The organism is Lysobacter sp. Root76 (genome assembly GCF_001428685.1).
Lineage (GTDB): Bacteria > Pseudomonadota > Gammaproteobacteria > Xanthomonadales > Xanthomonadaceae > Lysobacter.
On record NZ_LMIK01000007.1, the window covers coordinates 47,510 to 73,948 of the forward strand.

Below are 26,439 nucleotides of genomic sequence, written 5' to 3' on the forward strand. Positions count from 1 at the left end.
TCTCTTTGCTCTATCTATAGACGACCGGTCTATTTGATTCGTGTCTTTACCCCGTCCACGCCACCGGCGCCTATGAGTGCCGGCGGCCCCGAAGCTTCCACCCCACAGGATTGCCCCATGCCGCAGACCGACACCCTCAATCGCCGCATCCTCCTGGCAGCGCGCCCGCGCGGCGTGCCGACGCCGCAAGACTTCAGGATTCACGAGGACGCCGTGCCGACGCCGGACGAAGGACAGGTGCTGCTGCGCACGCTGTTCCTGTCGCTCGATCCCTACATGCGCAACCTGATGGACGAAGCCGGCACCAGCTACGCGCCGGGCGTGCGCCTGGGCGAGCCGATGGTCGGCGGCACGGTCAGCCGCGTCGTCGCCTCCAGACATCCGCAATACCGAGTCGGCGACTTGGTGCTGGGCAGCGCGGGCTGGCAGGACTACGCGCTGTCGGACGGGAGCGATCTGCTCGCGCTGGGCGACATGGCCCAGCCCTCGCTGGCGTTGGGCGGTCTGGGCATGCCCGCGTTCACCGCCTATGTCGGCCTGCTCGATATCGGTCAGCCCAAGCCGGGCGAGACCGTGGTCGTGGCCGCGGCGACCGGCGCGGTCGGCGCGGTGGTCGGGCAGATCGCCAAGCTCAAGGGCGCGCGCGTGGTCGGCATTGCCGGCGGCGCCGACAAATGCCGCTACGCGGTCGAGGAACTCGGCTTCGACGTCTGCCTGGACCGCCGCGACCCGCGGTTGGCCGAACGCCTCGCTGCCGCCTGCGCGGACGGCATCGACGTCTATTTCGAGAACGTCGGCGGCGAGGTGTTCGACGCGGTGCTGCCCTTGCTCAACCACAACGCGCGGGTGCCGGTGTGCGGCGTGATCGCGCACTACAACGAAGAAGTCCCGCCGCAGGGCCCGGACCGGCTGCCGCTGGTGATGACGACGCTGCTGCAAAAGCGCATCCGCATGCAGGGCTTCATCATCCTCGATCACTACGCCGATCGCTTCGCAGCCTTCCGTCGCGACATGGGCGAATGGGTCGAGAGCGGCCGGGTGAAGCTGCGCGAGGATCGGGTCGAAGGGCTGGAGAGCGCCCCGACGGCGTTCATCGGACTGCTCGAAGGGAGCAACTTCGGCAAGCTCGTGGTGCGCGTCGGCGCGGACTGAGAGCGAAACCCGGCGATACGTCCGGCCGCCCCGCGCAGCCGGACGTATCGCTCGATAATCGCCCGGCCGGTTCGCCCCCGTGGCGAAACGGCCGCGACCCCACGTGTCGCCCCAAGTTCGTGGCACTCTGCGCCGGTCCTGCCGCCGAACGAGGAACGACGATGCTGCGCCGAGCCCTGCTGCTGTCGCTGTGCATCGCCCTGAGCGCCTGTGCGACCACAACGCCAGCACCCCGCGTCGACGCCGCCATGCACGGCGATGCCGCGCGCCCCGCCGATGCGGCGGGCTGGATCCGCAGCGAGCTCTACTTCAGCGTCGGCACCGAGGGCCAGCCGCAGACCCAGGTCGACGAGGCGCAATGGCTCGCCTTTCTCGACCGCGAAGTCACGCCGCGCTTTCCCGACGGCCTGACGGTGTTCGACGGCTACGGCCAGTGGCTGTTCCGCGGCGCCGCCGGCCCCGAGCGCCAGCGCGCGAAGGTGCTGGTGGTGCTGCACGAGGACACGCCCGCGCGCAGCGCCGACATCGAGGCGATCCGCGTGGCCTGGAAACGCGCCAGCGGCCACCAGTCGGTGCTGTGGTCGCGACAGCGGGCGGACGTTTCGTTCTAGCGCCGACGCTGTTCGCGCGGCCCGTCCAGCCTGCACAATCCCAGGTCGCCCACCGCAGCACCCAGGACACGCCGATGACCGCCACCTCCTCACGCCGCTGGTTCGTCGCCGGCGACCTCAACGGCTTCTTCGGCCTGGTGGTGGACAATTTGTCCATCCTGGGCTTCATCGCTGCGGCGCTGATCGGCATCTTCGGTTTCCCGGCCGAGATCGTGTACACGCGCATGTTCCCCGGCACCGCCTTCGGCGTGCTGGTCGGCAACCTGATCTACACGGTGATGGCGCGGCGCCTGGCCGCCAGGACCGGTCGCGACGACGTGACCGCGATGCCGCTGGGCCTGGACGCGCCGACCAGCATCGGCATGGCCTTGCTGGTGCTGGGCCCGGCCTTCGTCGCCTACAAGCAGTCCGGTCTGGACGAGCAGGCCGCGGCGATCGCGACTTGGCAGCTGGGCATGGCCTCGCTGATCGTGATGGGCCTGCTCAAGTTCGTGCTGTCCTTCGCCGGCGACGCGGTCACCCGCCTGATCCCGCGCGCCGGCCTGCTGGGTTCGATCGCCGGCGTGGCGCTGGTGCTGATGGGCTTCCTGCCGCTGGTCGAAACCCTGCGCTCGCCGATGGTCGGCTTCGTCACTCTCGGCCTGCTGCTGTACGTGCTGATCGCCAAGGGCCGCCTGCCGGTCAAGCTGCCCGGCGTGTTCGTCGCCTTCGTGTTCGGCACCGTCCTTTACTACGGCCTGGGGGCGCTCGGCCTGGGCGCGCCCGGCTTCCATTGGCCCGAAGCCGTGCCGCTGCAGATCGTGTTGCCGTGGCCGACCCTGGGCTTCCTCGACGGTCTTCCGGCGACCGTGCCCTACCTGCCGCTGCTGCTGCCGTTCGGCCTGCTGATGGTGGTCGGCGGCATCAACGTCAGCGAGAGCGCGCGCGCCGCGGGCGACGACTACCGCACCCGCGACATCCTGCTCGCCGAAGCGTTCTCGACCCTGGTCGCGGGCTTCTGCGGCGGCGTCGCCCAGACCACGCCCTACATCGGCCAGCCCGCGTACAAGCACATGGGTGCGCGCAGCGGCTATACCCTGCTGACCGGCTTGTTCGTCGGCCTGGGCGGCATGCTCGGCATCGTCTCCGGGCTGGTGCAATGGCTGCCGCTGGCGGTACTGGCGCCGATCATCGTCTACGTCGCGCTCGACATCACCACCCAGGCGTTCCAGGCCACGCCGAGCAAGCACGCCACCGCGATGGTGTTCGGCTTCCTGCCGTCGGTGGCCTACATGCTCGCGATCAAGACCGGCAACCCGGGCTGGATCGCGCCCGAGCACCACGCCCAGCTGATGAGCGCGCTCGACGGCCACGGCCTGCCGGAACTGGCGGTGATCGTGACCCTGGGCAACGGTTTCATCATGACTTCGATGATCTGGACCTCCGCGGTCGCGGCCATGGTCGACGGGCGGCTGCTGCGCGCTTCGGCGTTCCTGCTCGCAGGCGCGGCGTTGTCGCTGTTCGGCATCATCCACTCGGTCGACCCGCGCGGCGGCATCTATCTGCCCTGGGCGCTGGAGGGTTTGCCGCGCATCATCGCCTGGCAGTTCATCGGCGCCTATCTCGCCCTGGCGGCGCTGATGGCATTGCTGTCCCTGCAGCGCCAGCCGCGTCCGGACGCCGCGGCGGCTTGAGGCGGACGCCGCGCGTCCTCATATCGTACGTTCCCCTTCGAATCCGGCCCCGCCATGTCCCTGCAGACGCAACTCGACGCCGTGCCCGGCGTGACCGCGCGGCCCGAAGTCGCCACCCGCGACTTCGTGTTCAACCACACCATGCTGCGGATCAAGGATCCGGCCAGGTCGCTGGACTTCTACACCCGCGTGCTCGGCTTCACCCTGGTGCGCAAGCGCGATTTCGCCGAGGCCAGGTTCAGTCTGTATTTCCTGGTGCTGGTGCCGGAACCGGCGCAGATCCCGGCCGAGGAACCCGCGCGCGGCGAATGGCTGCTGAGCCAGCGCGGCGTGCTCGAACTCACCCACAACCACGGCACCGAAGACGATGCCGGCTTCGCCTATCACCACGGCAACAGCGAACCGCGCGGCTTCGGCCACATCTGCGTGTCGGTGCCCGATGTCGAGGCCGCCTGCGCGCGTTTCGAGCAGCTCGGCGTCGAGTTCCAGAAGCGCCTGAGCGACGGCCGCATGAAGGACATCGCCTTCATCAAGGACCCGGACGGCTACTGGGTCGAAATCCTGCAGCCGACCAGCCGGGTTTGATGCTTCGCGAGCCTGGAATCCGTACTTCTCTTTGAATGGGGGCCGGAGGGGGGCTATTGCCCTCCGCCCTGGGAAAATCCCCGTTCCCCCGGCCTCGCACGACGCCGGGCGCCCGCCCTCTTTTTGCAAAGGGGTCCGCGGTTCGCGCTCGCGGATTGCGGCGACCGCTACCCGCGCAGGCCGGCCTTCCGCAGGCTGAAGACCGGCCGGTCCCTGCGTCTCGGCCAGTCTTGAATCATCCGCCAAAGCCCGCATTAACAGGACATTCGCGGCTTACGCGCGACACTCGCGCCGGGCCGCCACACCTTTCGGAGAACCCTCCATGCGGATGGACAAGCTCACCTCGCGTTTCCAGCAGGCGCTGGCGGACGCGCAATCGCTGGCGGTCGGTCGCGACCACAGCGTGATCGAACCCGCGCACCTGCTCAGCGCGCTGCTGGATCAGAGCGGCGGCAGCACTCGGCCCTTGCTGGCGCAGGCCGGCGTCAACGTGCCGCTGTTGCGCGAGCGCCTCGGCGAAACCCTGGAAAAACTGCCCAAGGTCAGCGGCCAGGCCGGCAACGTCTCGCTCGGCAACGATCTGGCGCGCCTGCTCAATGTCACCGACAAGCTGGCCCAGCAGCGCGGCGACGCTTTCATCGCCAGCGAACTGTTCCTGCTGGCCGCGCTCGAAGACGGCGGCGACGTGGGCCGCGCGCTCAAGGCCGCGGGCGCGAGCAAGGCCAAGCTGGAACCGGCGATCGACAAACTGCGCGGAGGCGAGAGCGTGCAATCCGAGAACGCGGAAGAACAGCGCCAGGCGCTGGAGAAGTACTGCATCGACCTCACCGCGCGCGCCGAATCGGGCAAGCTCGATCCGGTGGTCGGCCGCGACGAGGAAATCCGCCGCACCATTCAGGTGCTGCAGCGCCGGACCAAGAACAACCCGGTGCTGATCGGCGAACCCGGCGTCGGCAAGACCGCGATCGTCGAAGGCCTGGCCCAGCGCATCATCAACAACGAAGTGCCCGAAGGCCTGCGCGGCAAGCGCGTGCTGTCGCTGGACATGGGCGCCCTGATCGCCGGCGCGAAATTCCGCGGCGAGTTCGAGGAGCGCCTGAAGGCCGTGCTCAGCGACCTGTCCAAGAACGAAGGCCAGGTGATCCTGTTCATCGACGAACTGCACACCATGGTCGGCGCCGGCAAGGCCGAAGGTTCGATGGACGCGGGCAACATGCTCAAGCCGGCGCTCGCCCGCGGCGAGCTGCACTGCATCGGCGCGACCACGCTGGACGAGTACCGCAAGTACGTCGAGAAGGACGCCGCATTGGAACGCCGCTTCCAGAAGGTGTTCGTGGGCGAGCCTTCGGTCGAAGACACCATCGCGATCCTGCGCGGCCTCAAGGAGCGCTACGCGGTCCACCACGGCGTCGAGATCACCGACCCGGCGATCGTCGCCGCCGCGACCCTGTCGCACCGCTACATCGCCGACCGCCAGCTGCCCGACAAGGCCATCGACCTGATGGACGAGGCCGCTTCGCGCATCCGCATGGAGATCGACTCCAAGCCTGAAGAGCTCGACCGCAAGGAACGCCGCCTGATCCAGCTCAAGATCCAGCGCGAGGCGCTGAAGAAGGAGAAGGACGCCGAGTCCAAGCAGCGCCTGGCCGATCTGGAAGCCGAGATCGCGACCCTGGAGCGCGACTTCAACGATCTGGAAGAAATCTGGAAGGCCGAGAAGGCGACTTTGCAGGGCGCGACCAAGATCAAGGAGCAGATCGAGCAGGCCAAGCTCGAACTGGAAGCCGCGCAGCGCACCCAGGACTACGCGCGCATGAGCGAGATCCAGTACGGCGCGTTGCCGGAGCTGGAGAAGCAGCTCAAGGCTGCGCAGGAAGCCGAGACCCAGGGCTTCAGGCTGCTGCAGGACAAGGTCACCGCCGAGGAGATCGCCGAGGTGGTCGCGCGCTGGACCGGCATCCCGGTGTCGAAGATGCTCGAAGGCGAGCGCGAGAAGCTGCTCAAGATGGAGCAGGCGCTGCACCAGCGCGTGGTCGGCCAGGACGAGGCGATCCGCGTGGTCTCCGATGCCGTGCGCCGTTCACGCGCGGGCCTGTCCGATCCCGACCGCCCAAGTGGTTCGTTCCTGTTCCTGGGTCCGACCGGCGTCGGCAAGACCGAGCTGTGCAAGGCCCTGGCCGAGTTCCTGTTCGATTCCAGCGATGCCATGGTCCGCATCGACATGAGCGAGTTCATGGAGAAGCACGCGGTCAGCCGTCTGGTCGGCGCGCCTCCGGGCTACGTCGGCTACGAAGAAGGCGGTTACCTGACCGAGGCCGTGCGTCGCCGTCCCTACAGCGTGATCCTGCTCGATGAGGTCGAGAAGGCGCACCCGGACGTGTTCAACATCCTGCTGCAGGTGCTCGACGACGGCCGTCTCACCGACGGCCAGGGCCGCACCGTGGATTTCCGTAACACCGTGATCGTGATGACCAGCAACCTGGGCTCGCAGATGATCCAGGAGCTGGCCTCGGACGACAGCGCCGAGAGCTACACCCAGATGAAGGCCGCGGTGATGGGCGTGGTCCAGGCGCACTTCCGGCCGGAGTTCATCAACCGTCTCGACGACATCGTCGTGTTCCACCCGCTCGACAAGGTCCAGATCCGCGAGATCGCCAAGATCCAGATGCACGGCCTGGAGAAGCGCCTGGGCGAGCGCGGCCTCAAGCTGTCGCTGTCGGATGCGGCCTTGGCCCTGATCGGCAACGTCGGTTTCGACCCGGTCTACGGCGCGCGTCCGCTCAAGCGTGCGGTCCAGCAACAACTGGAGAACCCGCTCGCGCAGAAGATCCTGAGCGGCGAGTTCGTCAGCGGCGACACCATCCAGGTCGAAGCCGAGGCAGGGCACCTGGTGTTCCGCAAAGCCTGATTTGGAAACGGCGTGTTGAGGTAATCGCGGCTCACGCCGCTCCCACAGAAGGCGGCGGCGTCCGGATGCGATGCGGGCGACGCCGCACACTTGGATTACGAAGCGGCCCGCGCGATGCGGGCCGTTTCGTTTGCGGAAAATACATGAGTGTTGGGGAAATCGCGGCTCACGCCGCTCCCACAGAAAACGGCGTCCGAATGCGGGGGCGTCGTCGGTACTGTGGGAGCGGCGTGAGCCGCGATTGAACTCCAATCGCGACGTACCGCCCAGCGATCGCAGTCTCAGTTCGCGACCGCCGCCGCCTTGCGCGGCACGATCCCCAGCGCCTGCTCGATCTCGGCCGGGTCGTAGCGCTTGCCGCCCTTGAACACCAGGTCGACCTTGCGGATGTCGCTCATGTCGCGCAGCGGATCGCCGTCGATCAGCACCAGGTCGGCGAGCTTGCCCGGCGCGATCACGCCGCGGTCCTTGTCCACGCCCAGCACCTGTGCCGGGGTCAGTGTCGCCAGGCGCAGCACTTCGGCATTGGCGATGCCGGCGCGCGAATACACCTCCAGTTCCGCGTGCAGCATGTAACCGGCCAGCGCGTCGGTGCCGGGCAGGATGGTCACGCCGGCGTCGTGCACGGTCTTGAGCAGGCGCAGCATGGTCGGAAACGCCTGCCTGTAGGCCTCTTCCTTGCCGTGCGGCGGCTTCAGCGCGCCCCAGCTCAGGCCGCGCTGGGCCTGCGGCGGGAAACGTTCGGCGACGCCGCGCAAGCCCGGCGGGGTCTTGCTGTCGGGATCGCCGGCGTACAGATCCTCGGCCAGGGCCATGGTCGGGTCGAGCACGGTGTGGTGGCGCTTGAGGAAGTCGACGAACTCGCGCACCTCGGCCTTCTCCGGCGGGAACTCGTGGGCGTGCTCGCCGACCTCGGTCAGGCGCGCCTTGGTGCGGGTGTCCTGCACGCGCGGGTACATGAAGTTGAGTTCGACGAACAGGAAGTGCTGCAGTTCGTCGGCGCCGGCCTCGATGAACTGGCGCGCCGACATGAAGGCCGGCACGTGCCCGCTCACGCGCAGGCCGCGCGCGTGGGCGCGGTCGGCGATGATCGGGAACAGTTCCGGCTTCAGCGACGAATAGGTCTTGATCTGCATGTAGCCGCGGTCGGCGTAGAAGTCCACGGCCTTGAGCGCTTCCTCCGGCGTGTCGACCAGCATCTTGGTCGGGCCGGCATAGGGACCGGGGCCGTCGATGAAGCCGGCCATCATCACGCGCGGGCCGATCTCGGTGCCGGCCTCGAAGCGCTTCACGCGTTCGGGGAAGGTGTCGAAGTTGTTGGCGACGTCGCGCGCGCTGGTGACGCCGGCGGCGATGTCGAGCGCGCCGTCCTGGATCGACGCGTAATGCTTGTGCACGTCCCACAGGCCCGGCATCAGGAAGCGGCCGTTCGCGTCGATCACCTCGGCGCCGGCCGGCGCCTTGAGCTGGGCGTCGGGGGCGACGCGTACGACGCGCTCACCCTCGATCAGCACGCTGGTGCCCGCCGTCGCGCTCAGGTCGCGCGGGTCGTACAGGCGGGCATTGCGGATCAGCAGCGGTCCCTTGGGCGCATGGGTGAGCCGCTGCGCGAACTCGGCGCCCCAGCTCGCATCGGCGCGCTCCTGCAGTTCCAGCAATTTGGGCAGCGCGTCCTGCAACTCGGTGTCGATGACCACGAACCAGCCCGACGCGTAGATCGCGGCGGCGGTCGAGCCGTCGCTGCGCAGCCACAGCGAGCCTGGGGTGAAATCCAGGCCGACGATGCGCTGCAGGCTCAGTTTGACCGGACCGTTCTTGCCGACCACCTCGTGCTCGCCCAGGGTTTCGAGGCGCGCCTCGCCCGCGGGCAGGATCGCGAGCTTGCGATCGGGCGCCTGCAGCAGGGCGCGCGCGAGGGCGCCGCTGACTTCCGGCGGGGCCTGCAGCGGCAGGAAGAACGCGGGCGCGGCCAGGGTCTTTTCGCCTTGTTCGCTAGGGTTCTTCCAGCTCGCGCGGCCGCCGCTAACCTGGTAGCGCTCTTCGAAGGGGTTGAGCAGGTAGTCGTTGCCGCTGCCCGAGTAGTCGGCCAGGGTGCCGTCGGGATTGAGGCGCCAGTGCGTCTTGCTGCGGTCGCCGCGACCGCGGTCGCTGAAGTGGTATTCCACCTGGATCGAGCCGTCGGTGGCGGTCTCGACGACCTGCTTGCCGGCGACGTTGCCCTGCATCAGCACCACTTGTTCGCGGCGTGCGGCGAGGGCGTCGCCGATGGCGGTGGACAGTACCAGCGACAGCAGCAGCGGACCGGCGAAGCGCATGGCGCCCTCCTTGGGCATGGCCGCCGCGGGGCGCGGCGTCGGTCTTCCTTATAACGAATCCACGCCGCGGCGCATGTGCCGCGCGCGACGGAGATCGAGGCCCGGGGCCGGCGGCGATGCGTCGCGTCGGCGGTGCGCCAAAAGCGACGGCCCGGAAGTCCGGGCCGTCGGCGAGCGCATGCGGCCGCGATCCGCGGCTCAGATCACCACTTGTAGCCGACCTTCAGGTAGGCGAAGGCGCCGTTGAAGCCGAACGGCGAGGCGGTGTTGTAGGGCAGGTAGTTGCGCGTGCCCAGCACCAGCTTGGACTCGTCGGGGTACTCGTCGAGCACGTTGTCGCCGCCGATGGTGAAGTCCCAGCTGTCCAGGTGGTAGGTCGCGGCCAGGTCCAGCGTCCACTTCGCGCCGAAGGTCTGGTCCAGCAACGGATTGGTGGCGTGCAGTTCGGTGAATTCGCCGTAGCGGGTGGCGGTGGCGTTGAAGCTCCAGTTGCCGGTGTCCCAATCGCCGGCCAGGAAGAACTTGTCCTTGGGCGCGCCCTTGGTGATGCGGCCGATCTCGGTGCGGCCGATGCGTACCGCGGCCGGATCGATCGCGGCCAGGCGCGCCGGGTTGGGCGCGATCTTCTCGATCTCGGTCTTGGAGTAGTTGTAGCCCAGGGTCAGGTTGAACTTGCCCGATGCCAGATCCCAGGCCTGGGTCGCGACGATGTCCACGCCCTGGGTCTTGGTGTCGACCGCGTTGGTGAAGTAGCGGCCGCCGCCGATGCCCGGATAGCCATTGGCCTGCAGGTAGTTGCGCACCGCGGTGCTGGTCAGGTTTTCCGACAGCAGGATGCGGTCGTCGACCTTGATGTGGTACGCATCGATGGTGATGTACAGGCCGTCGCTGGGCTGCAGCACCAGGCCCAGGCTGTAGTTGGTGGACTCTTCGGCCTTCAGCGACTCCGAACCCAGCGCGACCGCGGCGGGGTTGTCGACGCGGAAGGTGCCGATCTCGTACGGGACGCCGCTGATGAAGTTGGTCGCGATCGACTGGAAGAACTGCTGCTGCAGGGACGGCGCGCGGAAGCCGGTCGAGGCGGTGGCGCGCAGGGCGACCTTGTCGGTGAAGGCGTAGCGCGCCGACAGCTTGCCCGAGGTGGTGTCGCCGAAGTCGCTGTAGCTCTCGAAGCGCGCGGCGATGCCGGCGGAGAACTTGTCGGTCAGGTCGGCCTCGACGTCGGCGTACAGCGAATAGCTGTGGCGGTCGAAATCGCCGGCGTCGCTGGCGCGGAAGCCGGAGAACACCTGCGCGCCCGGGATGATCTGGCCGTTCGAGGCCGGCACGCCGCCGTTGGCGTAGGACAGCGGCTCGCCGGCGAGCTGGGAGAATTCCTCGCCGCGCCATTCCGCGCCCCAGGCGAAGGTCACCGGGTACTGCCAGCCGAAGTCCACCGGGCGGGCGAAGTCCAGGTTCAGCACGTGCTGGGTGACTTCGAGCGCGCCGGCGTAGAACTCCGTCGGCGAAGTCGGGCCGAGGCTGCGGTTGAGGGTGTGCTCGATGTCGAAGCTGAGCTCGTTATGGCCGTAGTTGTAGCTGAAGTCGATCTGGGTGCCGCCGGCGGTTTCGCCGCGCAAGCCGACCACCGCGGCGCGGTCCTTGCTGACGTTGTGGATCTGCGGCAGGAAGCCGTTGGGGTAGATCGAGGGGATGTTGCGCGGGTCGCCGGCGAAGCGGAAATAGCCGTTGGAGAGCACGTCGCGCTTGCTGTAGCTGCCGAAGGAATAGAAGGTCAGATAGTCGGTGGGGCTGTACTCGCCGTTGTACGAGACCGCGCCGCTGTCGATGTCGGGATCGCCGTAGCGCTGTTCGACCACGCCCTGGAACGGGCGCGCGCGGTTGGTCTGGTCCTGATGGCCGCCCTGCGCGGCCAGGTGCAGCTTGCCGTTCTCGCCGAGCTTGAAGCCGGCGTCGCCGGACAGCTGGTACTGCTCGCCGTCGCCGGCGCTGTACTGGCCGTAGCGCGCGGCGATGCTGCCGCCGTGGTCGCTGCCCTTGAGCACCACGTTGACCACGCCGGCGATCGCGTCGGAGCCGTACTGCGCCGAGGCGCCGTCGCGCAGCACTTCCACGCGCTCGATCGAGGCGATCGGGATCGCGTTGAGGTCGACCGGCGAGGAGCCGCGGCCCTGGCTGCCGTTGAGGTTGATCAGCGCGGTGGTGTGACGGCGCTTGCCGTTGACCAGCACCAGCACCTGGTCCGGCGCCAGGCCGCGCAGCTGCGCGGGGCGCACGGCGTCGGTGCCGTCGGTGATCGCCGGGCGCGGGAAATTCAGCGAGGGCAGGGCGCGCGCCAGCGCGGTCGCGAGTTCGACCGTGCCGGTGGCCTCCAGCGCCTCGGGGGTGATGATGTCGATCGGCGCGCTGGATTCGGCGACGGTGCGATCGCTGACCCGGGTGCCGGTGACGATCACCTGGTCCAGGGTGTGGGCCTCGGAGGCGGGTTCGCCCGGAGCGGGTGCTTGCTGGGCGTAGCCAGGAGCGGCGAGGGCGGCGAGCAGGGCGAGTGCGAGCGGACGACGGACGGCGCGGAAAGCAACGGACATGGTGCGCGGCTCCTTGCGGCGGAGGGATTGGTAGCGATGTCATTTTGGTTTAACACGGTTCTAACAACCCGGTCAAACCGATATCCGCATGAAGCGATAGCCAATTGGTATAGGGTTCGGGCGGTTTGTGACGGCGGTTGCCAAATCGAAGGTCGGGGCCGCGTCGGCGTCCGGATCGGGCGCTGGTTCGGATCCGGATCGGCCCGCAAACGAGTGGGGCGCAGCGGTGCCTGCAGCCTGGAACTCCGCGGTCGCCCCCTGCTCATGCCGTTTCGTCATGCCGGCCGGCCGCGGCCGGGCTGTTAACATGCGCGGGCTTGAGGTGATTGCCGGCCCCGCCGGCGATTGAAACGGGAATCCGGTGCGCCAGTCCTTCCAACGAAGCGACGGCTATTCCGGAGCTGCCCCCGCAACGGTAAGCAAGACGAACGATCCGCAACGAAGCCACTGTGCGCATGCATGGGAAGGCGCGGATCGGAGGGCTGGAGGCCCTCGCTTGCGAGCCCGGAGACCGGCCTGAGGCTGACCCGACACGCGGTGGGCGCTGTCATGGGGCCGCCTTGCGTCCGCGCTTCGTCGCCTCGTCGTTCCCTCCTGCGTGTCTCCGATCCATCGATTCCGCGCGGGTAGGCGCGGACCAGGAGCATGCTTTGAATTTCCGTCATTCCGTCCTTCGCCGCACTGCGCTGGCGACGGCGCTGCTGTCCGCCGTCGCCCCGGCCGTGGCCGCCGATGCCGCCACCGACCTCGACCAGGTCGTCGTCACCGCCACCCGCACCGCGCAGACCCAGGACGCGACCCTGGCCTCGGTCACCGTGATCGACCGCGAGGACATCGAACGCCTGCAACCGGCCGACCTGCCGGACCTGCTGCGCGGCACGCCCGGCCTGTCGATAGCCAACAACGGCGGTCCCGGCAAGTCGACCTCGCTGTTCCTGCGCGGCACCGAATCCGACCACGTGCTGGTCCTGATCGACGGCATCAAGATCGGCTCGGCGACCAGCGGCGGCGCCTCGCTGCAGGACATTCCGGTCGAACAGATCGAGCGCATCGAGATCGTGCGCGGCCCGTTCTCCAGCCTGTACGGCTCCGAAGCGCTGGGTGGCGTGATCCAGATCTTCACCCGGCGTCCACAGGGCGCGTTCGCGCCGCACGCCAGCGCCTCGATCGGCAGCTGGCGGACGCGCCGCGGCAGCCTGGGCGTGGGCGGCAAAGGCGAGAACGGCTGGTATTCGATCAACGCCGCCAGCGAAGACACCGACGGCATCAACGCCTGCCGCGGCAAGCCCTCGCCGGGCGGCGCCGGCTGCTTCACCAACTCGCCCGATCGCGACGGCTACCGCAACCTGTCGCTGACCGCCCAAGGCGGTTACCGCTTCAACGAGGCCTGGGACGCCGAAGCGCGCCTGTTCCGCGCCGAGGGCCGCAACGAGTACGACGGCAGCAGCAACAACCAATCCGACACCGTGCAGCAGATCGCCGGCGCGCGCCTGCGCTACGCGCCGTCCGAGCGCGCGACGCTGGGCCTGAGCCTGGGCCGCAGCGCCGACCTCAGCGACAACTACAGGAACGGCGTCTACTCCAGCACCTTCAACACCCGCCGCAAGCTCGGTTCGCTGCAGGGCGACTTCGGCCTCGGCGGCGGCCTGCTCAGCCTGGGCTACGACTGGCAGCAGGACGAAGTCGAAAGCAGCACCGTCTACGCCCACGACCGCCGCATCAACCGCGGCCTGTTCGGCCAGTACCAGTACGGCTTCGGCGTGCATTCGCTGCAGGCCAGCCTGCGTCGCGACGACGACAGCCAGTTCGGCGGCCAGACCACCGGCAGCGCGCTGTGGGGCTGGAACTTCAGCGAACAGCTGCGCCTGACCGCGAGCTACGGCACCGCGTTCAAGGCGCCGACCTTCAACGAGCTGTACTTCCCCGGCTTCGGCAACGCCGATCTCAAGCCCGAGGAATCGCGCAGCTTCGAGCTCGGCCTGCGCGGTGAGCATGCCTGGGGCGGCTGGTCGCTCAACGGCTACGAGACCCGGGTCGACGACCTGATCGCGTTCGACGCTTCGATCGGCTTGCCGGGCAACATCGATCGCGCCCGCATCCGCGGCGTCGAGGCCAGCGTCGACACCACGCTCGCCGGTTGGGACCTGCGCGCCAGCGCGACCTGGCTGGATCCGCGCAACGACAGCCGGAGCAGCAGTCGCGACAAGATCCTGCCGCGGCGGGCGCGCGAAAGCGCCCGTTTCGATGCCGACCGCCGCTACGGCCGCTTCAGTTTCGGCGGCAGCGTCTATGTCGCCGGCAGCCGTTACGACGACTTGGCCAATACCCGCCGCCTGGACAGCTACGCCACCACCGACCTGCGCATGGGCTTCCGCTTCGACGAGTCCTGGAGCCTGCAGTTGGCGGCCAACAATGCGTTCAACCAGCGCTACGAAACCGCGTCCTACTACAACCAGCCGGGCCGCAACTACCTGCTGACCCTGCGCTACCGCCCGGCGAACTGATCGCCACGTCCACGCCACCGAGGCTGCCGATGAACGTTCCTGCCCGACCCGTCTACTACAGTCTGTTCACCGCGCTCGCCGCATCGATGGTCGCGACCCGCTTCCATCATTTCGGCGACGCCTTGCATCTGCCCGATGCGTCGATGGCGGTGTTCTTCCTCGGCGGCCTGTGGTTGCGCCGGCACCTGGGCTTCGCCGCCTTCCTGGTCCTGGCCGTGGCGATCGACTGGATCGCGATCCAGGCCCAGGGCAAGAGCTTCTTCGAGCACTACTGCGTGACCCCGGCCTACGCCTGCCTGCTGCTGGCGTACGCGGCGCTGTGGTACGGCGGCCGCTGGTACGCCGAACGACTGCGGGCCACGCCGCGCGCGCTGTCGGGCGCGTTCGGCGTCGGCCTGGCCGCGGCCTCGCTGTCGTTTCTGATCTCCAACGGCGCCTTCTACTGGCTCGGCGGTCGCTACGAAGACCCCAATGTGGGCCAGTACCTGTCGCGGTTGTGGCAATGGGGTCCGCTGTTCGTGCGCACCACCCTGAGCTACATCGCCGTAGGCCTGGTCGCCTACGCATTGATCGCGCGCGCCGCCGGCGCGCGCACCTCGCCGCGCGTCGCCGAAGTCTGATCGAGGGAGCCTGCCGATGACCGCCAGCACCACCCATTCCCTGCCGCTGGTTTCGCCGCGCGCCCAGATCGTCGTCGGCGTCGCGCTCGCGGCGCTGATGATCGCCACCCGCGGCCAGCATTTCGCCAGCATCGACCGGCTGCCGAGCGCATCCTGGGCGGTCTTCTTTATCGCCGGCGCGATGCTGCGGCCGATGTGGATGCTGCCGCTGCTATTCGTGCTGGCCTCGCTGCTGGACATCGTCAGCCTGGCTTCGGGCACGATCGGCGACTGGTGCCTGTCGCCCGCGTACTGGGCTTTGGCGCCGGCGTACGCGACGCTGTGGTTGGCCGGCAATTTCTACGCCCGCATCCATCTCGATCGCTGGTCGACGCTGCCACGGCTGGCGCTGGTGCTGGCGCTGGCCGCGTTCGTGGCTTATGCGTGCTCCGGCGGCGGCTTCTATTTCTTCTCCGGCCGCTATCCGGAACCGACCCTGGCCGGATTCGCCGGGCGCATCGCTCGGTACTATCCACGTAGTCTCGGCACTCTGGCCGGCTACGTCGGCGCCGCGTTCGCCCTGTGGGCGGGCCTGCGCGCACTGGGCGCGGTCCGCGCCACCCAACACGGAGCCCGCGCATGAACGATCCGACTCTCAGCCAGGAAGACCGCCATCGCGAGCGCATGCAGCGCAAGAAAGAGCTGGTCGACCGCAAGATCGCCCGCGCCACCATCGAGCGCGGCGTGCTGGTGGTCAACACCGGCAACGGCAAGGGCAAAAGCTCGTCCGGCTTCGGCATGCTCGCGCGCTCGCTGGGCCATGGCTTCCGCTGCGGCGTGGTGCAGTTCATCAAAGGCAGTTTCTCGACCGGCGAGGAAGCTTTCTTCCGCCGTTTCGAAGGCGAGCAACTCGGCTACCACGTGATGGGCGAGGGTTTCACCTGGGAAACCCAGGACAAGGCCCGCGACATCGCCGCCGCGCAGGCGGCCTGGGCCAAGGCCGCGGCGATGCTGGCCGACGAGCGCTACGACTTCGTGCTGTTGGACGAACTCAACATCGCCCTAGCGCACCGCTACGTCGAACTCGACGCGGTGCTGGCGGCGGTCGCCGCGCGTCCGCCGCTGCAGCACGTGGTCATCACCGGCCGCGGTGCGCCCGACCGCCTGATCGACGCCGCTGATACCGTGACCGAGATGCGCGTGGTCAAACATGCGTTCCAGGCCGGCATCAAGGCCCAGAAAGGCGTCGAGCTGTAAGCGCATGAGCGCCAGCCATTCCAGCGACGATCTGCGTCACTGCCCGGCGCTGCTGGTGTCCGCGCCGGCATCGGGCCAGGGCAAGACCAGCGTTACCGCCGCGCTCGCGCGCTGGCATACGCGCCAGGGTCGGCGCGTGCGCGTGTTCAAGACAGGACCGGACTTCCTCGATCCCATGGTGCACGAACGCGCCAGCGGCGCGCCGGCCTACCAGCTCGACCTGTGGATGTGCGGCGAGGACGACGTGCGCGCGCGCCTGTACCAGGCCGCGGGCGAGGCCGACCTGATCCTGGTCGAGGGCGTGATGGGCCTGTTCGACGGCCAGCCGTCCAGCGCCGATCTCGCGCTCGCCCTGGGCCTGCCGGTGCTGGCGACCATCGACGGCTCGGCGATGGCGCAGACCTTCGGCGCGCTGGCCCTCGGGTTGGCGCGCTACCGCGACGGGCTGCAGGTGCACGGTGTCGCCGCCAACCGGGTCGGCAGCGCCTATCACGCGCAATTGCTGCGCGAGAGCCTGCCGGCGCCGCTGCAATGGCTGGGCGCCTTGCCGCGAGATCCCGCATTGGCCTTGCCCGAGCGTCATCTCGGCTTGGTGTCCGCAAGCGAACTGGGCGATCTCGATGCGCGCCTGGATGCACTCGCCGACGCCTGGGCCGCACATGCCGACGCCTCGCTGCCGCCGCCGGTCGCGTTCGCGCCGGCCGTGCGCGCATCGGTGCCGCCGCTGCTGCGCGGCCGCCGCATCGCGATCGCCCGCGATGCGGCGTTCTGCTTCCTGTATCCGGCCAACCTCGACCTGTTGAGCGAAGCCGGCGCCGAACTCGTGTACTTCTCGCCGCTGGCCGGCGAGCGTCTGCCCGACTGCGATGCAGCCTGGTTGCCTGGCGGCTATCCGGAACTGCATCTGCCGGCCTTGTCGGGCAGCGACGGTTTACGCCGCGACCTGCACGCGCACCGCGACGCCGGCAAGCCGCTGCTGGCCGAATGCGGCGGCCTGCTGTACCTGCTCGACACGCTCGCCGACAAGGACGGCGACCGTCGGCCGATGGCCGGCCTGTTGGCCGGCGACGCGGCACTGCAGCCGCGCCTGGCCGCGCTGGGCCTGCAATCGGTGGCGCTGCCCGAAGGCGAGCTGCGCGGCCATACCTTCCACTACGCGCGCGCCGAGATCGCGGCGCAACCGATCGCGCATTCGTTCAATCCCAACGGCGGCCCCAGCCGCGAAGCGGTGTACCGCGATCGCCGTCTGAGCGCGAGCTTCGTCCACTTCTATTTCCCGTCGAACCCGACGGCGGCGCTGCGCCTGTTGCAGCCGTGAGCGCCATGCACGCCGTCGCTGCGATGTGGGCCGCGCTGCTGCTGGATCGTGCGCTGGGCGAGCCGCGGCGCGCGCATCCGCTGGCCGGCTTCGGCCGCATCGCCCAGGCGATCGAACGGGCGCTGTACCGCGACGGCCGCGCCCGTGGCGTGCTGGCCTGGTCGCTTGCGGTGCTGCCGTTGACCGCGCTCGCCGTGGCCCTGCAGCTCGCTGCCGCGCTGTACTCGCCCTGGCTGGCGACGGCCTACGCGGCCGGCGTGCTCTACCTGTGCGTCGGTCTGCGCAGTCTGGACGAACACGCCACGCCGGTCGCGCAGGCCTTGCGCAGGCACGACCTCGACGCTGCACGCACCGCGGTCGGCCGCATCGTCAGCCGCGACACCCAGGCCCTGGACGCGGAACGCATCGCCGCGGCGGCGACCGAATCGGTGCTGGAGAACGGCAACGACGCGGTGTTCGGCGCGCTGTTCTGGTTCGCCGTGCTCGGTCCGGCCGGCGCGGTGCTGTACCGGCTCGCGAACACGCTGGATGCGATGTGGGGCTACCGCACCGCGCGTTACGAACACTACGGCTGGGCCGCCGCACGCATCGACGACGCGCTCAACTATCTGCCGGCGCGATTGACCGCGTTGACCTACGCCCTGCTCGGCAATGCCGCGAGCGCGCTGCGCTGCTGGCGTCTTCAAGCGCCGGCCTGGGACAGCCCCAACGCCGGCCCGGTGATGGCGGCCGGCGCCGGGGCGCTGCGCGTGCGCCTGGGCGGTGCGGCGCCGTATCACGGCATCTGGGAGGAGCGTCCCTTGCTGGGCGAGGGCGATGCGCCCGATGCCGACGCGATCGCGCGTGCCCAGGCGCTGGTCCGTCGCGGCGTGTGGTTGTGGCTGGCGGCGCTCACTGTCATTGCGATTCTGGTGCGCCATGTCTCCATTTTCTGAGCGCGACGCCATGTCGCGGTTTCCGCCTGCAGGAGTTCGCAAGCATGCTTGAACACGGCGGCCGTCTGTTGCGCGCGGCGCAGCGCTACGGCATAGCGCCCGCGGACTGGTTGGACCTGTCGACCGGGATCAATCCCGAGGCCTGGCCGGTGCCGGCGATTCCGGCGCGCGCCTGGCATCGGCTGCCCGAGGACGACGATGGCCTTGCCGCGGCCGCGCGCGAGTACTACGGCGCACCGGAGCTGCTCGCGGTCGCCGGTTCGCAGGCCGCGATCCAGGCTCTGCCGTGGCTGCGCGCGCGTTCGCGGGTCGGCGTGCTCGCGCCCGGTTATGCCGAACATGCGCACGCCTGGCGTCAGGCCGGGCATGCGGTCGAGTTGTGCTCGGGCGCAGCCTTGTTCGAGCAGGCCGAGCGCTACGACGTGATCGTGCTGATCCACCCCAACAATCCCGGCGGCGACCGTTACCCGCGAGCGGCGCTGCTGGCCCTGCACGCACAGCTGGCCGCGCGCGGCGGGTGGCTGCTGATCGATGAGGCTTTCATGGACGCGACCCCCGAGGCCAGCCTCTGCGCCGACAGCGAGCGCGAGGGCCTGATCGTGCTGCGTTCGGTCGGCAAGTTTTTCGGTCTGGCCGGCGCGCGCGCCGGTTTCGTCTGCGCCGCACCGGCGTTGCTGCGCGCGCTGCGCGAACGCCTGGGTCCGTGGACCCTGAGCGGCCCGAGCCGACACGTCGTGCAACTGGCCCTGGCCGACCGCGACTGGCAGACGCGCATGCGCGCCCGGCTACGGTCGCAGGGCGCACGCCTGGCCGACGTGCTGGGCGCGCACGGACTCGCCCCCAGCGGCGGCTGCGCTTTTTTCCAGTGGCGGCGTTGCGAGGACGCGGCCGAACTGCACGACGCACTGGCCCAGCGCGGCATCCTCACCCGTTTGTTCGACGCGCCGCACAGCCTGCGTTTCGGCCTGCCCGGCGACGACGCGGCGTACGCGCGACTGAGCGCGGCCTTGGCCGAAGTCGTACCGGCACGGAGCCCGGCATGAGCGGACGTGTGCTGATGGTGCAGGGCTGCACCTCCGATGCCGGCAAGAGCGCTCTGGTCACCGCGCTGTGCCGCTGGTTGCACCGGCGCGGCGTGCGGGTGGCGCCGTTCAAGCCGCAGAACATGGCGCTGAACTCCGCGGTCACCGCCGATGGCGGCGAAATCGGCCGCGCCCAGGCCGTGCAGGCCCAGGCCGCCGGTCTGGCCCCGCACACCGATTTCAACCCGGTGCTGCTCAAGCCCAACAGCGACACCGGCGCGCAGGTGATCCTGCACGGCCGCGCGGTCGCCAACATGGATGCGCGCGGCTACCACGACTACAAGCGCACCGCGATGCAGGCGGTGCTGGCCTCGCACGCGCGCCTGGTCGCCGGCTTCGAGGCGGTGATCGTCGAAGGCGCGGGCAGCCCGGCCGAGATCAACCTGCGCGCCGGCGACGTCGCCAACATGGGCTACGCCGAGGCCGTGGACTGCCCGGTCCTGCTGATCGCCGATATCGATCGCGGCGGCGTGTTCGCGCACCTGGTCGGCACCCTGGCACTGCTGTCGGACAGCGAGCGCGCACGCGTGGCCGGCTTCGTGATCAACCGCTTTCGCGGCGACATCGCCTTGCTGCAGCCCGGCCTGGACTGGCTGGAACGCGAGACCGGCAAGCCGGTGCTGGGCGTGCTGCCGTACCTGCAGGGTCTGCACCTGGACGCCGAGGACGCGTTGCCGCGCGAGCGCACGCACAAGGCGCAGGCCGCCTTGCGGGTCGCGGTGCCGGCGCTGCCGCGGATCAGCAACCACACCGATTTCGATCCGCTGCGCGCGCATCCGCAAGTCGAGCTGCACTATGTCGGCCCCGGCGAGACGCCGCCGGCCTGCGACCTGATCGTGCTGCCGGGCTCCAAGTCCACGCGCGCCGACCTGGCCTGGTTGCGCGCGAACGGCTGGGAGGAAGCCATTGCGCGCCACCTGCGTTACGGCGGCAAGCTGATCGGCATCTGCGGCGGGCTGCAGATGCTCGGGCGCGCGATGCACGATCCGCTGGGCATCGAGGGCGCGCCCGGCAGCAGCCAAGGCCTGGGCTGGCTGGAGCTGGACACCACCCTGGAGCCGCACAAGCAGCTGCGCAACGTCGCCGGCAGGCTCGTGCTCGACGATGCGCCGATACGCGGCTACGAGATCCATTGCGGTCTCAGCAGCGGTCCGGCGCTGGCGCGTGCGACCTCGCGTCTCGACGACGGCCGCCTCGACGGCGCCTGCTCGGAAGACGGGCAGGTGTTCGCGAGCTACTTGCACGGCCTGTTCGACGAACCCGCCGCGTTGGCCGCCTTGTTGCGTTGGGCCGGGCTGCGCGACGCCGCGACCGTCGACATGCAGGCCTTGCGCGAAACCGCCATCGAGCGCCTGGCCGATGCGGTGGAAGCGCATCTGGACACCGAACGCCTGGTCGCATTGCTGGGCCTGAAAACCGATACGGAAGCCGCCGCATGCGCACCCTGATACTCGGCGGCGCGCGCTCGGGCAAGAGCGCGCTGGCCGAACGCTTGGCGGCACGCAGCGCCGACGTGGTCTACATCGCCACCGCGCAGGCGCGCGACGGCGAGATGGCCGCGCGTGTCGCCCATCACCGCGAACGTCGCCCCGCGCATTGGCGCACCCACGAAGAACCCCTGGCCCTGGCGACCGCCCTGCGCGAGCACGCGCGCGATGGCCGCTGCGTGCTGGTCGATTGCCTGACCCTGTGGCTGAGCAATCTGCTCGGCGATGAACGCGATCCGGCGCGCTACGACATCGAACGCGAGGCGCTGCTGCAAACGCTGCCGTCGCTGCCGGGCGAGATCGTGCTGGTCAGCAACGAAGTCGGTCTGGGCGTGGTGCCGATGGGCGAGCTCACCCGGCGCTTCGTCGACGAAGCTGGCCGTCTGCATCAAACCCTGGGCACGCGCTGCGAGCGCGTGCTGTTCGTCGCCGCGGGCCTGCCGCTGGCGCTCAAAGGAGATCTACCTTGAACGAGCTTGCGACCCCGTCGGCTGTGCGCGACTGGACCCTCGATGCCTGTGCCGCCACCGACCGCGACTGCGAAGCGCAGGCGCTGGCGCGGCAGGCGCAACTGACCAAGCCGCCGGGTTCGCTAGGCGCGCTGGAAGCGGCCGCGGTGCGGCTGGCCGCCTTGCAGCACATGCCGCGACCGGCGCTGGACCGGGTCTGGATCAGCGTGTTCGCGGCCGACCATGGCGTCGCCGCCGAGGGCGTGTCGGCGTTTCCGCAGGCGGTGACCGGCGAGATGGTGCGCAACTTCGCCGGCGGCGGCGCCGCGATCAGCGTGCTCGCGCGCGAGCTAGGCGCGACCTTGGACGTGGTCAACCTGGGCACGGTCAACGATCCCGGCGAGATCGCCGGAGTGCGCCGCGCGATCGTCGCCGCCAGCAGCGCGAATTTCTGCGAGCAGCCGGCGATGAGCGCGGCGCAATTGCAGGCCGCCCTGGATGCCGGCGCGAACAGCGTGCGCCTGGCGCGCGCCGACGGCGCCCAGCTCTATATCGGCGGCGAGATGGGCATCGCCAACACCACCGCCGCGACCGCACTGGCCTGCGCGCTGCTCGGCGTCGCGCCGACCGAACTGGCGGGGGCCGGCACCGGTCTGGACGCGGCAGGGATCGCCCATAAAGCCGCGGTGGTCGCACGCGCGCTCGCGCTGCATGCCGACGCGACCGAGGCGCGCGAGCAGTTGCAGCGTCTCGGCGGCTTCGAGATCGCGGCCCTGAGCGGCGCCTTCGTCGCCGCGGCCCAGGCCGGCCTGCCGGTGCTGGTCGATGGATATATCGCGACCGTCGCCGCGTTGGCCGCGACCCGGATCAATCCGGGCGTACGCGATTGGCTGCTGTTCGCGCATCGCTCGCACGAACGCGGGCACGGCCTGTTGCTGCAGGCGCTGGATGCGCAGCCGCTGCTCGACCTGGGCATGCGCCTGGGCGAGGCCAGCGGCGCCGCGGTCGCGGTGCCGGTGCTGCGCCTGGCCTGCGCGCTGCACAACGGCATGGCCACGTTCGCTCAGGCCGGCGTGTCGGAACGCTGATGCCGGCCGCATCCATCGAACTGCTGCGTCACGGCGACACCGGTCAGCGCAGCTACCGCGGCCGGCTCGACGATCCGTTGCTGGAAATCGGCTGGAGTCAGCTGCGCGCGGCCGTGCTCGGCCGCGATTGGGATGCGGTGGTGTCGTCGCCGCTGCAGCGCTGCGCGGCGTTCGCGCGGGAGTTGGCGCAGGCACGCGGCCTGCCTTTGCGGCTCGACGCGCGCCTGGCCGAGTACGACTTCGGCGACTGGCAGGGCGTGCCGATCGAAACCCTGGCCGCAGAGCAGGGCGAGGCGCTGGGACGGTTCTGGTCGAACCCGGCCGCGTATCCGCCGCCGGGCGCCGAAGCCTTCGACGCGTTCCGTGCGCGCCTGGTCGCCGCGCTCGACGACGCGGCCGCGGCCTGGCCCGCGCGCCGCGTGCTGGTGCTGACCCACGGCGGCGCGATCCGCTTGCTGCGCTGCGTATACGAAGGCCGCGATTTCGCCGACATGGCCGGCATCGACGTGGCCCACGCTTCCCTGCATGCGATGAGCTGGTGCCGCGACGCCGACCGCGTGGCACGGGGCTGATGCGCGCCTTGCTGGTCGCGATCGGTTTCCTGACCCGGCTGCCGGTACCGGCGTCGGTGTTCGACGACGCGCGCGCGCAGTCGCGTTCGCTGGCCTGGTATCCGCTGGTCGGCGCGATCGTCGGCGGCCTGCTGTGCCTGCTCGCGGGGCTGCTGCAGCACGCGCCGCCGCTGTTGTCGGCGGTGCTGCTGCTGGTGGCCTGGGTATGCCTCACCGGAGCGCTGCACCTGGACGGCCTGGCCGACAGTGCCGACGCCTGGATCGGCGGTCTGGGCGACCGCGAGCGCACGCTCACGATCATGAAGGACCCGCGCAGCGGCCCGGCCGGTGTGGTCGCGCTGGTGTTGGTGCTGCTGTTGAAGTTCGCCGCGCTCGCCAGCTTGCCGGCACCGGCCTGGATCGCGCTGCTGCTGGCGCCGCTGTTGGCGCGCGCGGCGCTGACGCTGGCGTTCCTGAGCACGCCGTACGCGCGCAGCGGCGGCATCGGGCGCGCCCTGGTCGATGCGCCGCGCGCGGCCGCGATCGTCGCCTTGCTCGCCGGCGCCGCCGCGTGCGCGCTCGCGGACTGGCGCGGCGCACTGGCGTTGGCGGTGGCGGGGTCGATCTTCTTGCTGTGGCGCCAGGCCTGCCTGCGGCGTCTGCAGGGCATGACCGGCGACACCTGCGGCGCCCTGGCCGAGATCACCGAGGCAGGGGTGCTGGTCGCGCTGGCGCTGTCGTACTGAGCTGCGCGCACCGCATCTATTTGCCGCCGGAAGCCGCGCCCAGGGCCTGGGCGCGGTCAAGTCTCAGGCGCCGGCGGCGTCCAGGCGCGCTTCGAGTTCGGCGATCCGCGCTTCCAGGGCGGCCACGCGTTCGGCCAGCGCCGATCCGCCGCTGTCGCGGCCGCCTTCGTCGCCGCCCGAGTCGACGGCGTTCCAGACCGGTTCGCCGCTAAGCAGGTGACCGTAGCGGTCTTCGCGCTGGCCGCTCTGGCGGCCGAGCAGGCGCACCAGCGGCGGCGCGTGCTGCGCCAGCCGTTCCAGCGCGTACTGCACGTCGCCGGTCGATTCGAACTTGGCCATGCGCTCGCTGCGCGTCAGCAGTTCGTTCAGGGTCTGCGGGCCGCGCAGCATCAGCAGCGCCAACAGCGCAGTCTGCGGCCGGGTCAGGTCGAGCAGGGTGCCGGCGCGATGCGAGTAGCGCTCGGAGCGGCCGGTGTGCTGCGACTTCACCCAGCCGCGCGGTTCCAGCCGGCGCAGCACGTTGCCGACTTCGCCCTGTTCCAACTGCATCGTCGGCTCGCGGGCGGTCTTCTGGTTGCAGGCGACGACCACGGCGTTGAGCGTGAGCGGGTAGACGTCGGGCGTGGTGGCTTCCTTCTCGATCAGGCAGCCGATGATGCGCGCCTCGACCGAGTTGAGCAGCGGCGCGGGCGCATCGTCGGCGGCGCCGGCTTCCGCGGTAGGGGTGGAGCTGTCGATCTCGCTCATGGTCGCTCGCTGTGGTTTCGGGAATGCGCTCAGACGAGCGTGGAGGACGGCGGCAGATGGCGCGCGCCGCGGTAGATCGGCGCGGCCATCACCATCTCGGCCAGGCTGTGGGCGAGCTCGCGTTCGGCCATCACCGCGCCGTCGGCGCCGTGTTCGATCAGGTGCCGGACTTCGTTGTCGCTGTGGGCGCGGGCGACGATGGTCAGGTCGGGCTTGATCGCGCGCAGCTTGGCGATGATTTCGCCGGCTTCCAGGGCTTGCGGAATCGCCAGCATCACCGTGGTCGCGCGCTCGGGCACCGCTTCGCGCAGCACGCGCTCGTTGACCGCGTTGCCCAGGATCGCCGCCAGCCCGGCGGCGCGGGCCTTGGCGATGTGGCTGTCCTCGCCGTCGATGACCACCAGCGGGATGCGGTGCTCGGTCAGCAGTCGCGCCAGTTCGCTGCCGACCCGGCCGTAGCCGATCAGGATCACGTGGTCGGCGATGTCCGGCGGCACCGGCGGCACCACCGGGTCGACCGCGGCCTCCTGCTGCGCCGCGGCTTCGCGCGCCTGCTTGCGATCCAGCCAGGCGAACAGCAGCGGGTTGACCACGATCGACAGCAGGGCGCCGGCCAGGATCAGGTCCTGGCCTTCCTGCGGCAGGATCCCCAATTGCAGGCCAAGGCCGGCGAGGATGAAGGAGAACTCGCCGATCTGGGCCAGGCTGGCCGAGATCATCAAGGCGGTGGGAGCGGCTTTGCCGAATGCGCGCACGATCGCATAGGCGGCGATGGACTTGCCGAGCACGATGATGGCGAAGGTCGCCAGCACCGGCAGCGGCTTTTCGACCAGGATCATCGGGTTGAACAGCATGCCGACCGAGACGAAGAACAGCACCGCGAACGCGTCGCGCATCGGCAGCGTCTCGTTGGCGGCCTGGTGGCTGAACTCGGATTCGTTGAGCAGCATGCCGGCGAAGAACGCGCCCAGCGCGAACGAGACCCCGAACAGTTCGGCCGAACCGAACGCGACGCCGAGCGCGATGGCCAGCACGCACAGCGTGAACAGTTCGCGCGAGCCGGTGCCGGCGACGCGTTCCAGGATCCAGGGGATGACGCGGCGGCCGACGATCAGCATCACCGCGACGAAGGCGCCGACCTTGGCGAAGGTCTTGAATAGCGCGGTCCAGACTTCGACGGCGTCGCCGGCCTCGCCCTTGATCACCCCGGCCAGGGCCGGCAGCAGCACCAGCGCCAGCACCATCGCCAGGTCCTCGACGATCAGCCAGCCGACCGCGATCCGGCCCTTGACGGTCTCGACCAGGCGCCGTTCTTCCAGCGCGCGCAGCAGCACCACGGTACTGGCGACCGACAGGGCCAGGCCGAACACGATACCGGCGCCGTGCGACCAGCCCAGGAACCGCGCCAGGCCCCAGCCCATCGCGGCGGCGACCGCGATCTGGACCACCGCGCCGGGCAGGGCGATCGCCTTCACCGCGAGCAGGTCGCGCATCGAGAAGTGCAGGCCGACGCCGAACATCAGCAGGATCACGCCGATCTCGGCCAGCTGCGGCGCCAGGGTCTGGTCGCCGACGAAGCCGGGCGTGAAGGGGCCGGCGACGATGCCTGCGATCAGATAGCCCACCAGCGGCGACAAACGCAGGCGTTGCGCCAGCGCGCCGAAGATGAAAGCCAGGACGAAACCGGCTACGAGGATCGCGATCAGGGAGGTGTGATGCATCGGGTCTCCTGTCGTGTCGGCTTTTAAGGATGTGGGCCGCTACCCCCGGATGCAAGCCGCGCGGGTCGCCGCAATCCTGCCGAATGTGGCCGCGAAGCCGACGAAAACGGCCGATTTCCGGCT

General features: G+C 69.7%; 21 protein-coding genes and 1 riboswitch. Of the genes, 17 read left to right on the forward strand and 4 right to left on the reverse strand.

Annotated elements, in window-relative coordinates:
• The first annotated feature begins 117 nt into the window (after nucleotides 1-117).
• The 5 genes from ASE10_RS14410 to clpB all read left to right on the forward strand — a co-directional run bounded on the left by ASE10_RS14410 (nucleotide 118) and on the right by clpB (nucleotide 6,929).
• On the forward strand, nucleotides 118-1,152 hold the full coding sequence (locus ASE10_RS14410) for an NADP-dependent oxidoreductase (RefSeq protein ID WP_055900356.1): 1,035 nt from the start codon (nucleotides 118-120) through the stop codon (nucleotides 1,150-1,152).
• Between the two features lie 161 nt (nucleotides 1,153-1,313).
• A complete protein-coding gene (locus ASE10_RS14415; RefSeq protein WP_055900359.1) occupies nucleotides 1,314-1,763 on the forward strand; it encodes a DUF3574 domain-containing protein in 450 nt (149 codons plus the stop codon).
• 74 nt (nucleotides 1,764-1,837) lie between these two features.
• Entirely contained in the window at nucleotides 1,838-3,436 is a 1,599-nt protein-coding gene (locus ASE10_RS14420; protein ID WP_055900361.1) for a hypothetical protein, read from the forward strand.
• 54 nt (nucleotides 3,437-3,490) lie between these two features.
• A complete protein-coding gene (gloA, locus tag ASE10_RS14425) occupies nucleotides 3,491-4,021 on the forward strand; it encodes a lactoylglutathione lyase (RefSeq protein WP_055900364.1) in 531 nt (176 codons plus the stop codon).
• 322 nt (nucleotides 4,022-4,343) lie between these two features.
• Complete coding sequence (gene clpB, locus ASE10_RS14430) at nucleotides 4,344-6,929, forward strand: ATP-dependent chaperone ClpB (protein WP_055900367.1); 2,586 nt, start codon at nucleotides 4,344-4,346, stop codon at nucleotides 6,927-6,929.
• Between the two features lie 281 nt (nucleotides 6,930-7,210).
• On the opposite strand, the gene ASE10_RS14435 is transcribed toward clpB, so the two are convergent.
• Nucleotides 7,211-9,244 carry an amidohydrolase family protein gene (locus ASE10_RS14435; protein WP_055900371.1) on the reverse strand — a complete coding sequence of 678 codons (2,034 nt, stop codon included), beginning with the start codon at nucleotides 9,242-9,244 and terminating at the stop codon, nucleotides 7,211-7,213.
• Between the two features lie 203 nt (nucleotides 9,245-9,447).
• Entirely contained in the window at nucleotides 9,448-11,832 is a 2,385-nt protein-coding gene (locus ASE10_RS14440; protein ID WP_055900374.1) for a TonB-dependent receptor, read from the reverse strand.
• A gap of 303 nt (nucleotides 11,833-12,135) precedes the next feature.
• Nucleotides 12,136-12,367, forward strand: a riboswitch (cobalamin riboswitch).
• A 151-nt stretch (nucleotides 12,368-12,518) separates the two neighbouring features.
• Here ASE10_RS14440 and btuB point away from each other — a divergent pair.
• The 12 genes from btuB to ASE10_RS14500 are packed head-to-tail and all read left to right on the forward strand — an operon-like array spanning nucleotide 12,519 to nucleotide 23,848.
• Nucleotides 12,519-14,336 carry a TonB-dependent vitamin B12 receptor gene (gene btuB / locus ASE10_RS14445; protein ID WP_235565774.1) on the forward strand — a complete coding sequence of 606 codons (1,818 nt, stop codon included), beginning with the start codon at nucleotides 12,519-12,521 and terminating at the stop codon, nucleotides 14,334-14,336.
• A gap of 29 nt (nucleotides 14,337-14,365) precedes the next feature.
• The gene (locus tag ASE10_RS14450) at nucleotides 14,366-14,956 is read left to right on the forward strand and encodes a hypothetical protein (protein WP_055900379.1); all 591 of its coding nucleotides are present in this window, start codon (nucleotides 14,366-14,368) and stop codon (nucleotides 14,954-14,956) included.
• Nucleotides 14,957-14,972: 16 nt separating this feature from the next.
• Entirely contained in the window at nucleotides 14,973-15,578 is a 606-nt protein-coding gene (locus tag ASE10_RS14455) for a hypothetical protein (RefSeq protein ID WP_056305879.1), read from the forward strand.
• Nucleotides 15,575-16,192: a cob(I)yrinic acid a,c-diamide adenosyltransferase gene (gene cobO, locus ASE10_RS14460; RefSeq protein WP_055900385.1), complete on the forward strand. Its 618-nt coding sequence runs from the start codon at nucleotides 15,575-15,577 to the stop codon at nucleotides 16,190-16,192. The genes ASE10_RS14455 and cobO overlap by 4 nt, the downstream gene beginning before the upstream one ends.
• Nucleotides 16,193-16,196: 4 nt before the next feature.
• Nucleotides 16,197-17,510: a cobyrinate a,c-diamide synthase gene (locus tag ASE10_RS14465; protein ID WP_056305877.1), complete on the forward strand. Its 1,314-nt coding sequence runs from the start codon at nucleotides 16,197-16,199 to the stop codon at nucleotides 17,508-17,510.
• A 5-nt stretch (nucleotides 17,511-17,515) separates the two neighbouring features.
• Nucleotides 17,516-18,445: an adenosylcobinamide-phosphate synthase CbiB gene (cbiB, locus tag ASE10_RS14470; RefSeq protein ID WP_055900874.1), complete on the forward strand. Its 930-nt coding sequence runs from the start codon at nucleotides 17,516-17,518 to the stop codon at nucleotides 18,443-18,445.
• A 44-nt stretch (nucleotides 18,446-18,489) separates the two neighbouring features.
• Complete coding sequence (cobD, locus tag ASE10_RS14475; protein ID WP_055900390.1) at nucleotides 18,490-19,488, forward strand: threonine-phosphate decarboxylase CobD; 999 nt, start codon at nucleotides 18,490-18,492, stop codon at nucleotides 19,486-19,488.
• Nucleotides 19,485-20,975: a cobyric acid synthase gene (locus tag ASE10_RS14480; RefSeq protein WP_055900393.1), complete on the forward strand. Its 1,491-nt coding sequence runs from the start codon at nucleotides 19,485-19,487 to the stop codon at nucleotides 20,973-20,975. Before cobD ends, ASE10_RS14480 begins: the two co-directional genes overlap by 4 nt.
• Nucleotides 20,963-21,484 (forward strand): bifunctional adenosylcobinamide kinase/adenosylcobinamide-phosphate guanylyltransferase, encoded by a 522-nt coding sequence (cobU, locus tag ASE10_RS14485; RefSeq protein WP_055900396.1) that lies wholly within the window; start codon nucleotides 20,963-20,965, stop codon nucleotides 21,482-21,484. The genes ASE10_RS14480 and cobU overlap by 13 nt, the downstream gene beginning before the upstream one ends.
• 23 nt (nucleotides 21,485-21,507) lie before the next feature.
• Entirely contained in the window at nucleotides 21,508-22,551 is a 1,044-nt protein-coding gene (gene cobT, locus ASE10_RS14490) for a nicotinate-nucleotide--dimethylbenzimidazole phosphoribosyltransferase (RefSeq protein ID WP_055900400.1), read from the forward strand.
• Complete coding sequence (locus ASE10_RS14495) at nucleotides 22,551-23,123, forward strand: histidine phosphatase family protein (RefSeq protein ID WP_055900403.1); 573 nt, start codon at nucleotides 22,551-22,553, stop codon at nucleotides 23,121-23,123. The genes cobT and ASE10_RS14495 overlap by 1 nt, the downstream gene beginning before the upstream one ends.
• Nucleotides 23,120-23,848: an adenosylcobinamide-GDP ribazoletransferase gene (locus ASE10_RS14500; protein ID WP_055900877.1), complete on the forward strand. Its 729-nt coding sequence runs from the start codon at nucleotides 23,120-23,122 to the stop codon at nucleotides 23,846-23,848. The genes ASE10_RS14495 and ASE10_RS14500 overlap by 4 nt, the downstream gene beginning before the upstream one ends.
• 63 nt (nucleotides 23,849-23,911) lie before the next feature.
• On the opposite strand, the gene ASE10_RS14505 is transcribed toward ASE10_RS14500, so the two are convergent.
• Nucleotides 23,912-24,595: a YceH family protein gene (locus ASE10_RS14505; RefSeq protein ID WP_055900405.1), complete on the reverse strand. Its 684-nt coding sequence runs from the start codon at nucleotides 24,593-24,595 to the stop codon at nucleotides 23,912-23,914.
• Between the two features lie 29 nt (nucleotides 24,596-24,624).
• The gene (gene ybaL / locus ASE10_RS14510) at nucleotides 24,625-26,316 is read right to left on the reverse strand and encodes a YbaL family putative K(+) efflux transporter (RefSeq protein ID WP_055900408.1); all 1,692 of its coding nucleotides are present in this window, start codon (nucleotides 26,314-26,316) and stop codon (nucleotides 24,625-24,627) included.
• Between the last annotated feature and the right edge of the window lie 123 nt (nucleotides 26,317-26,439).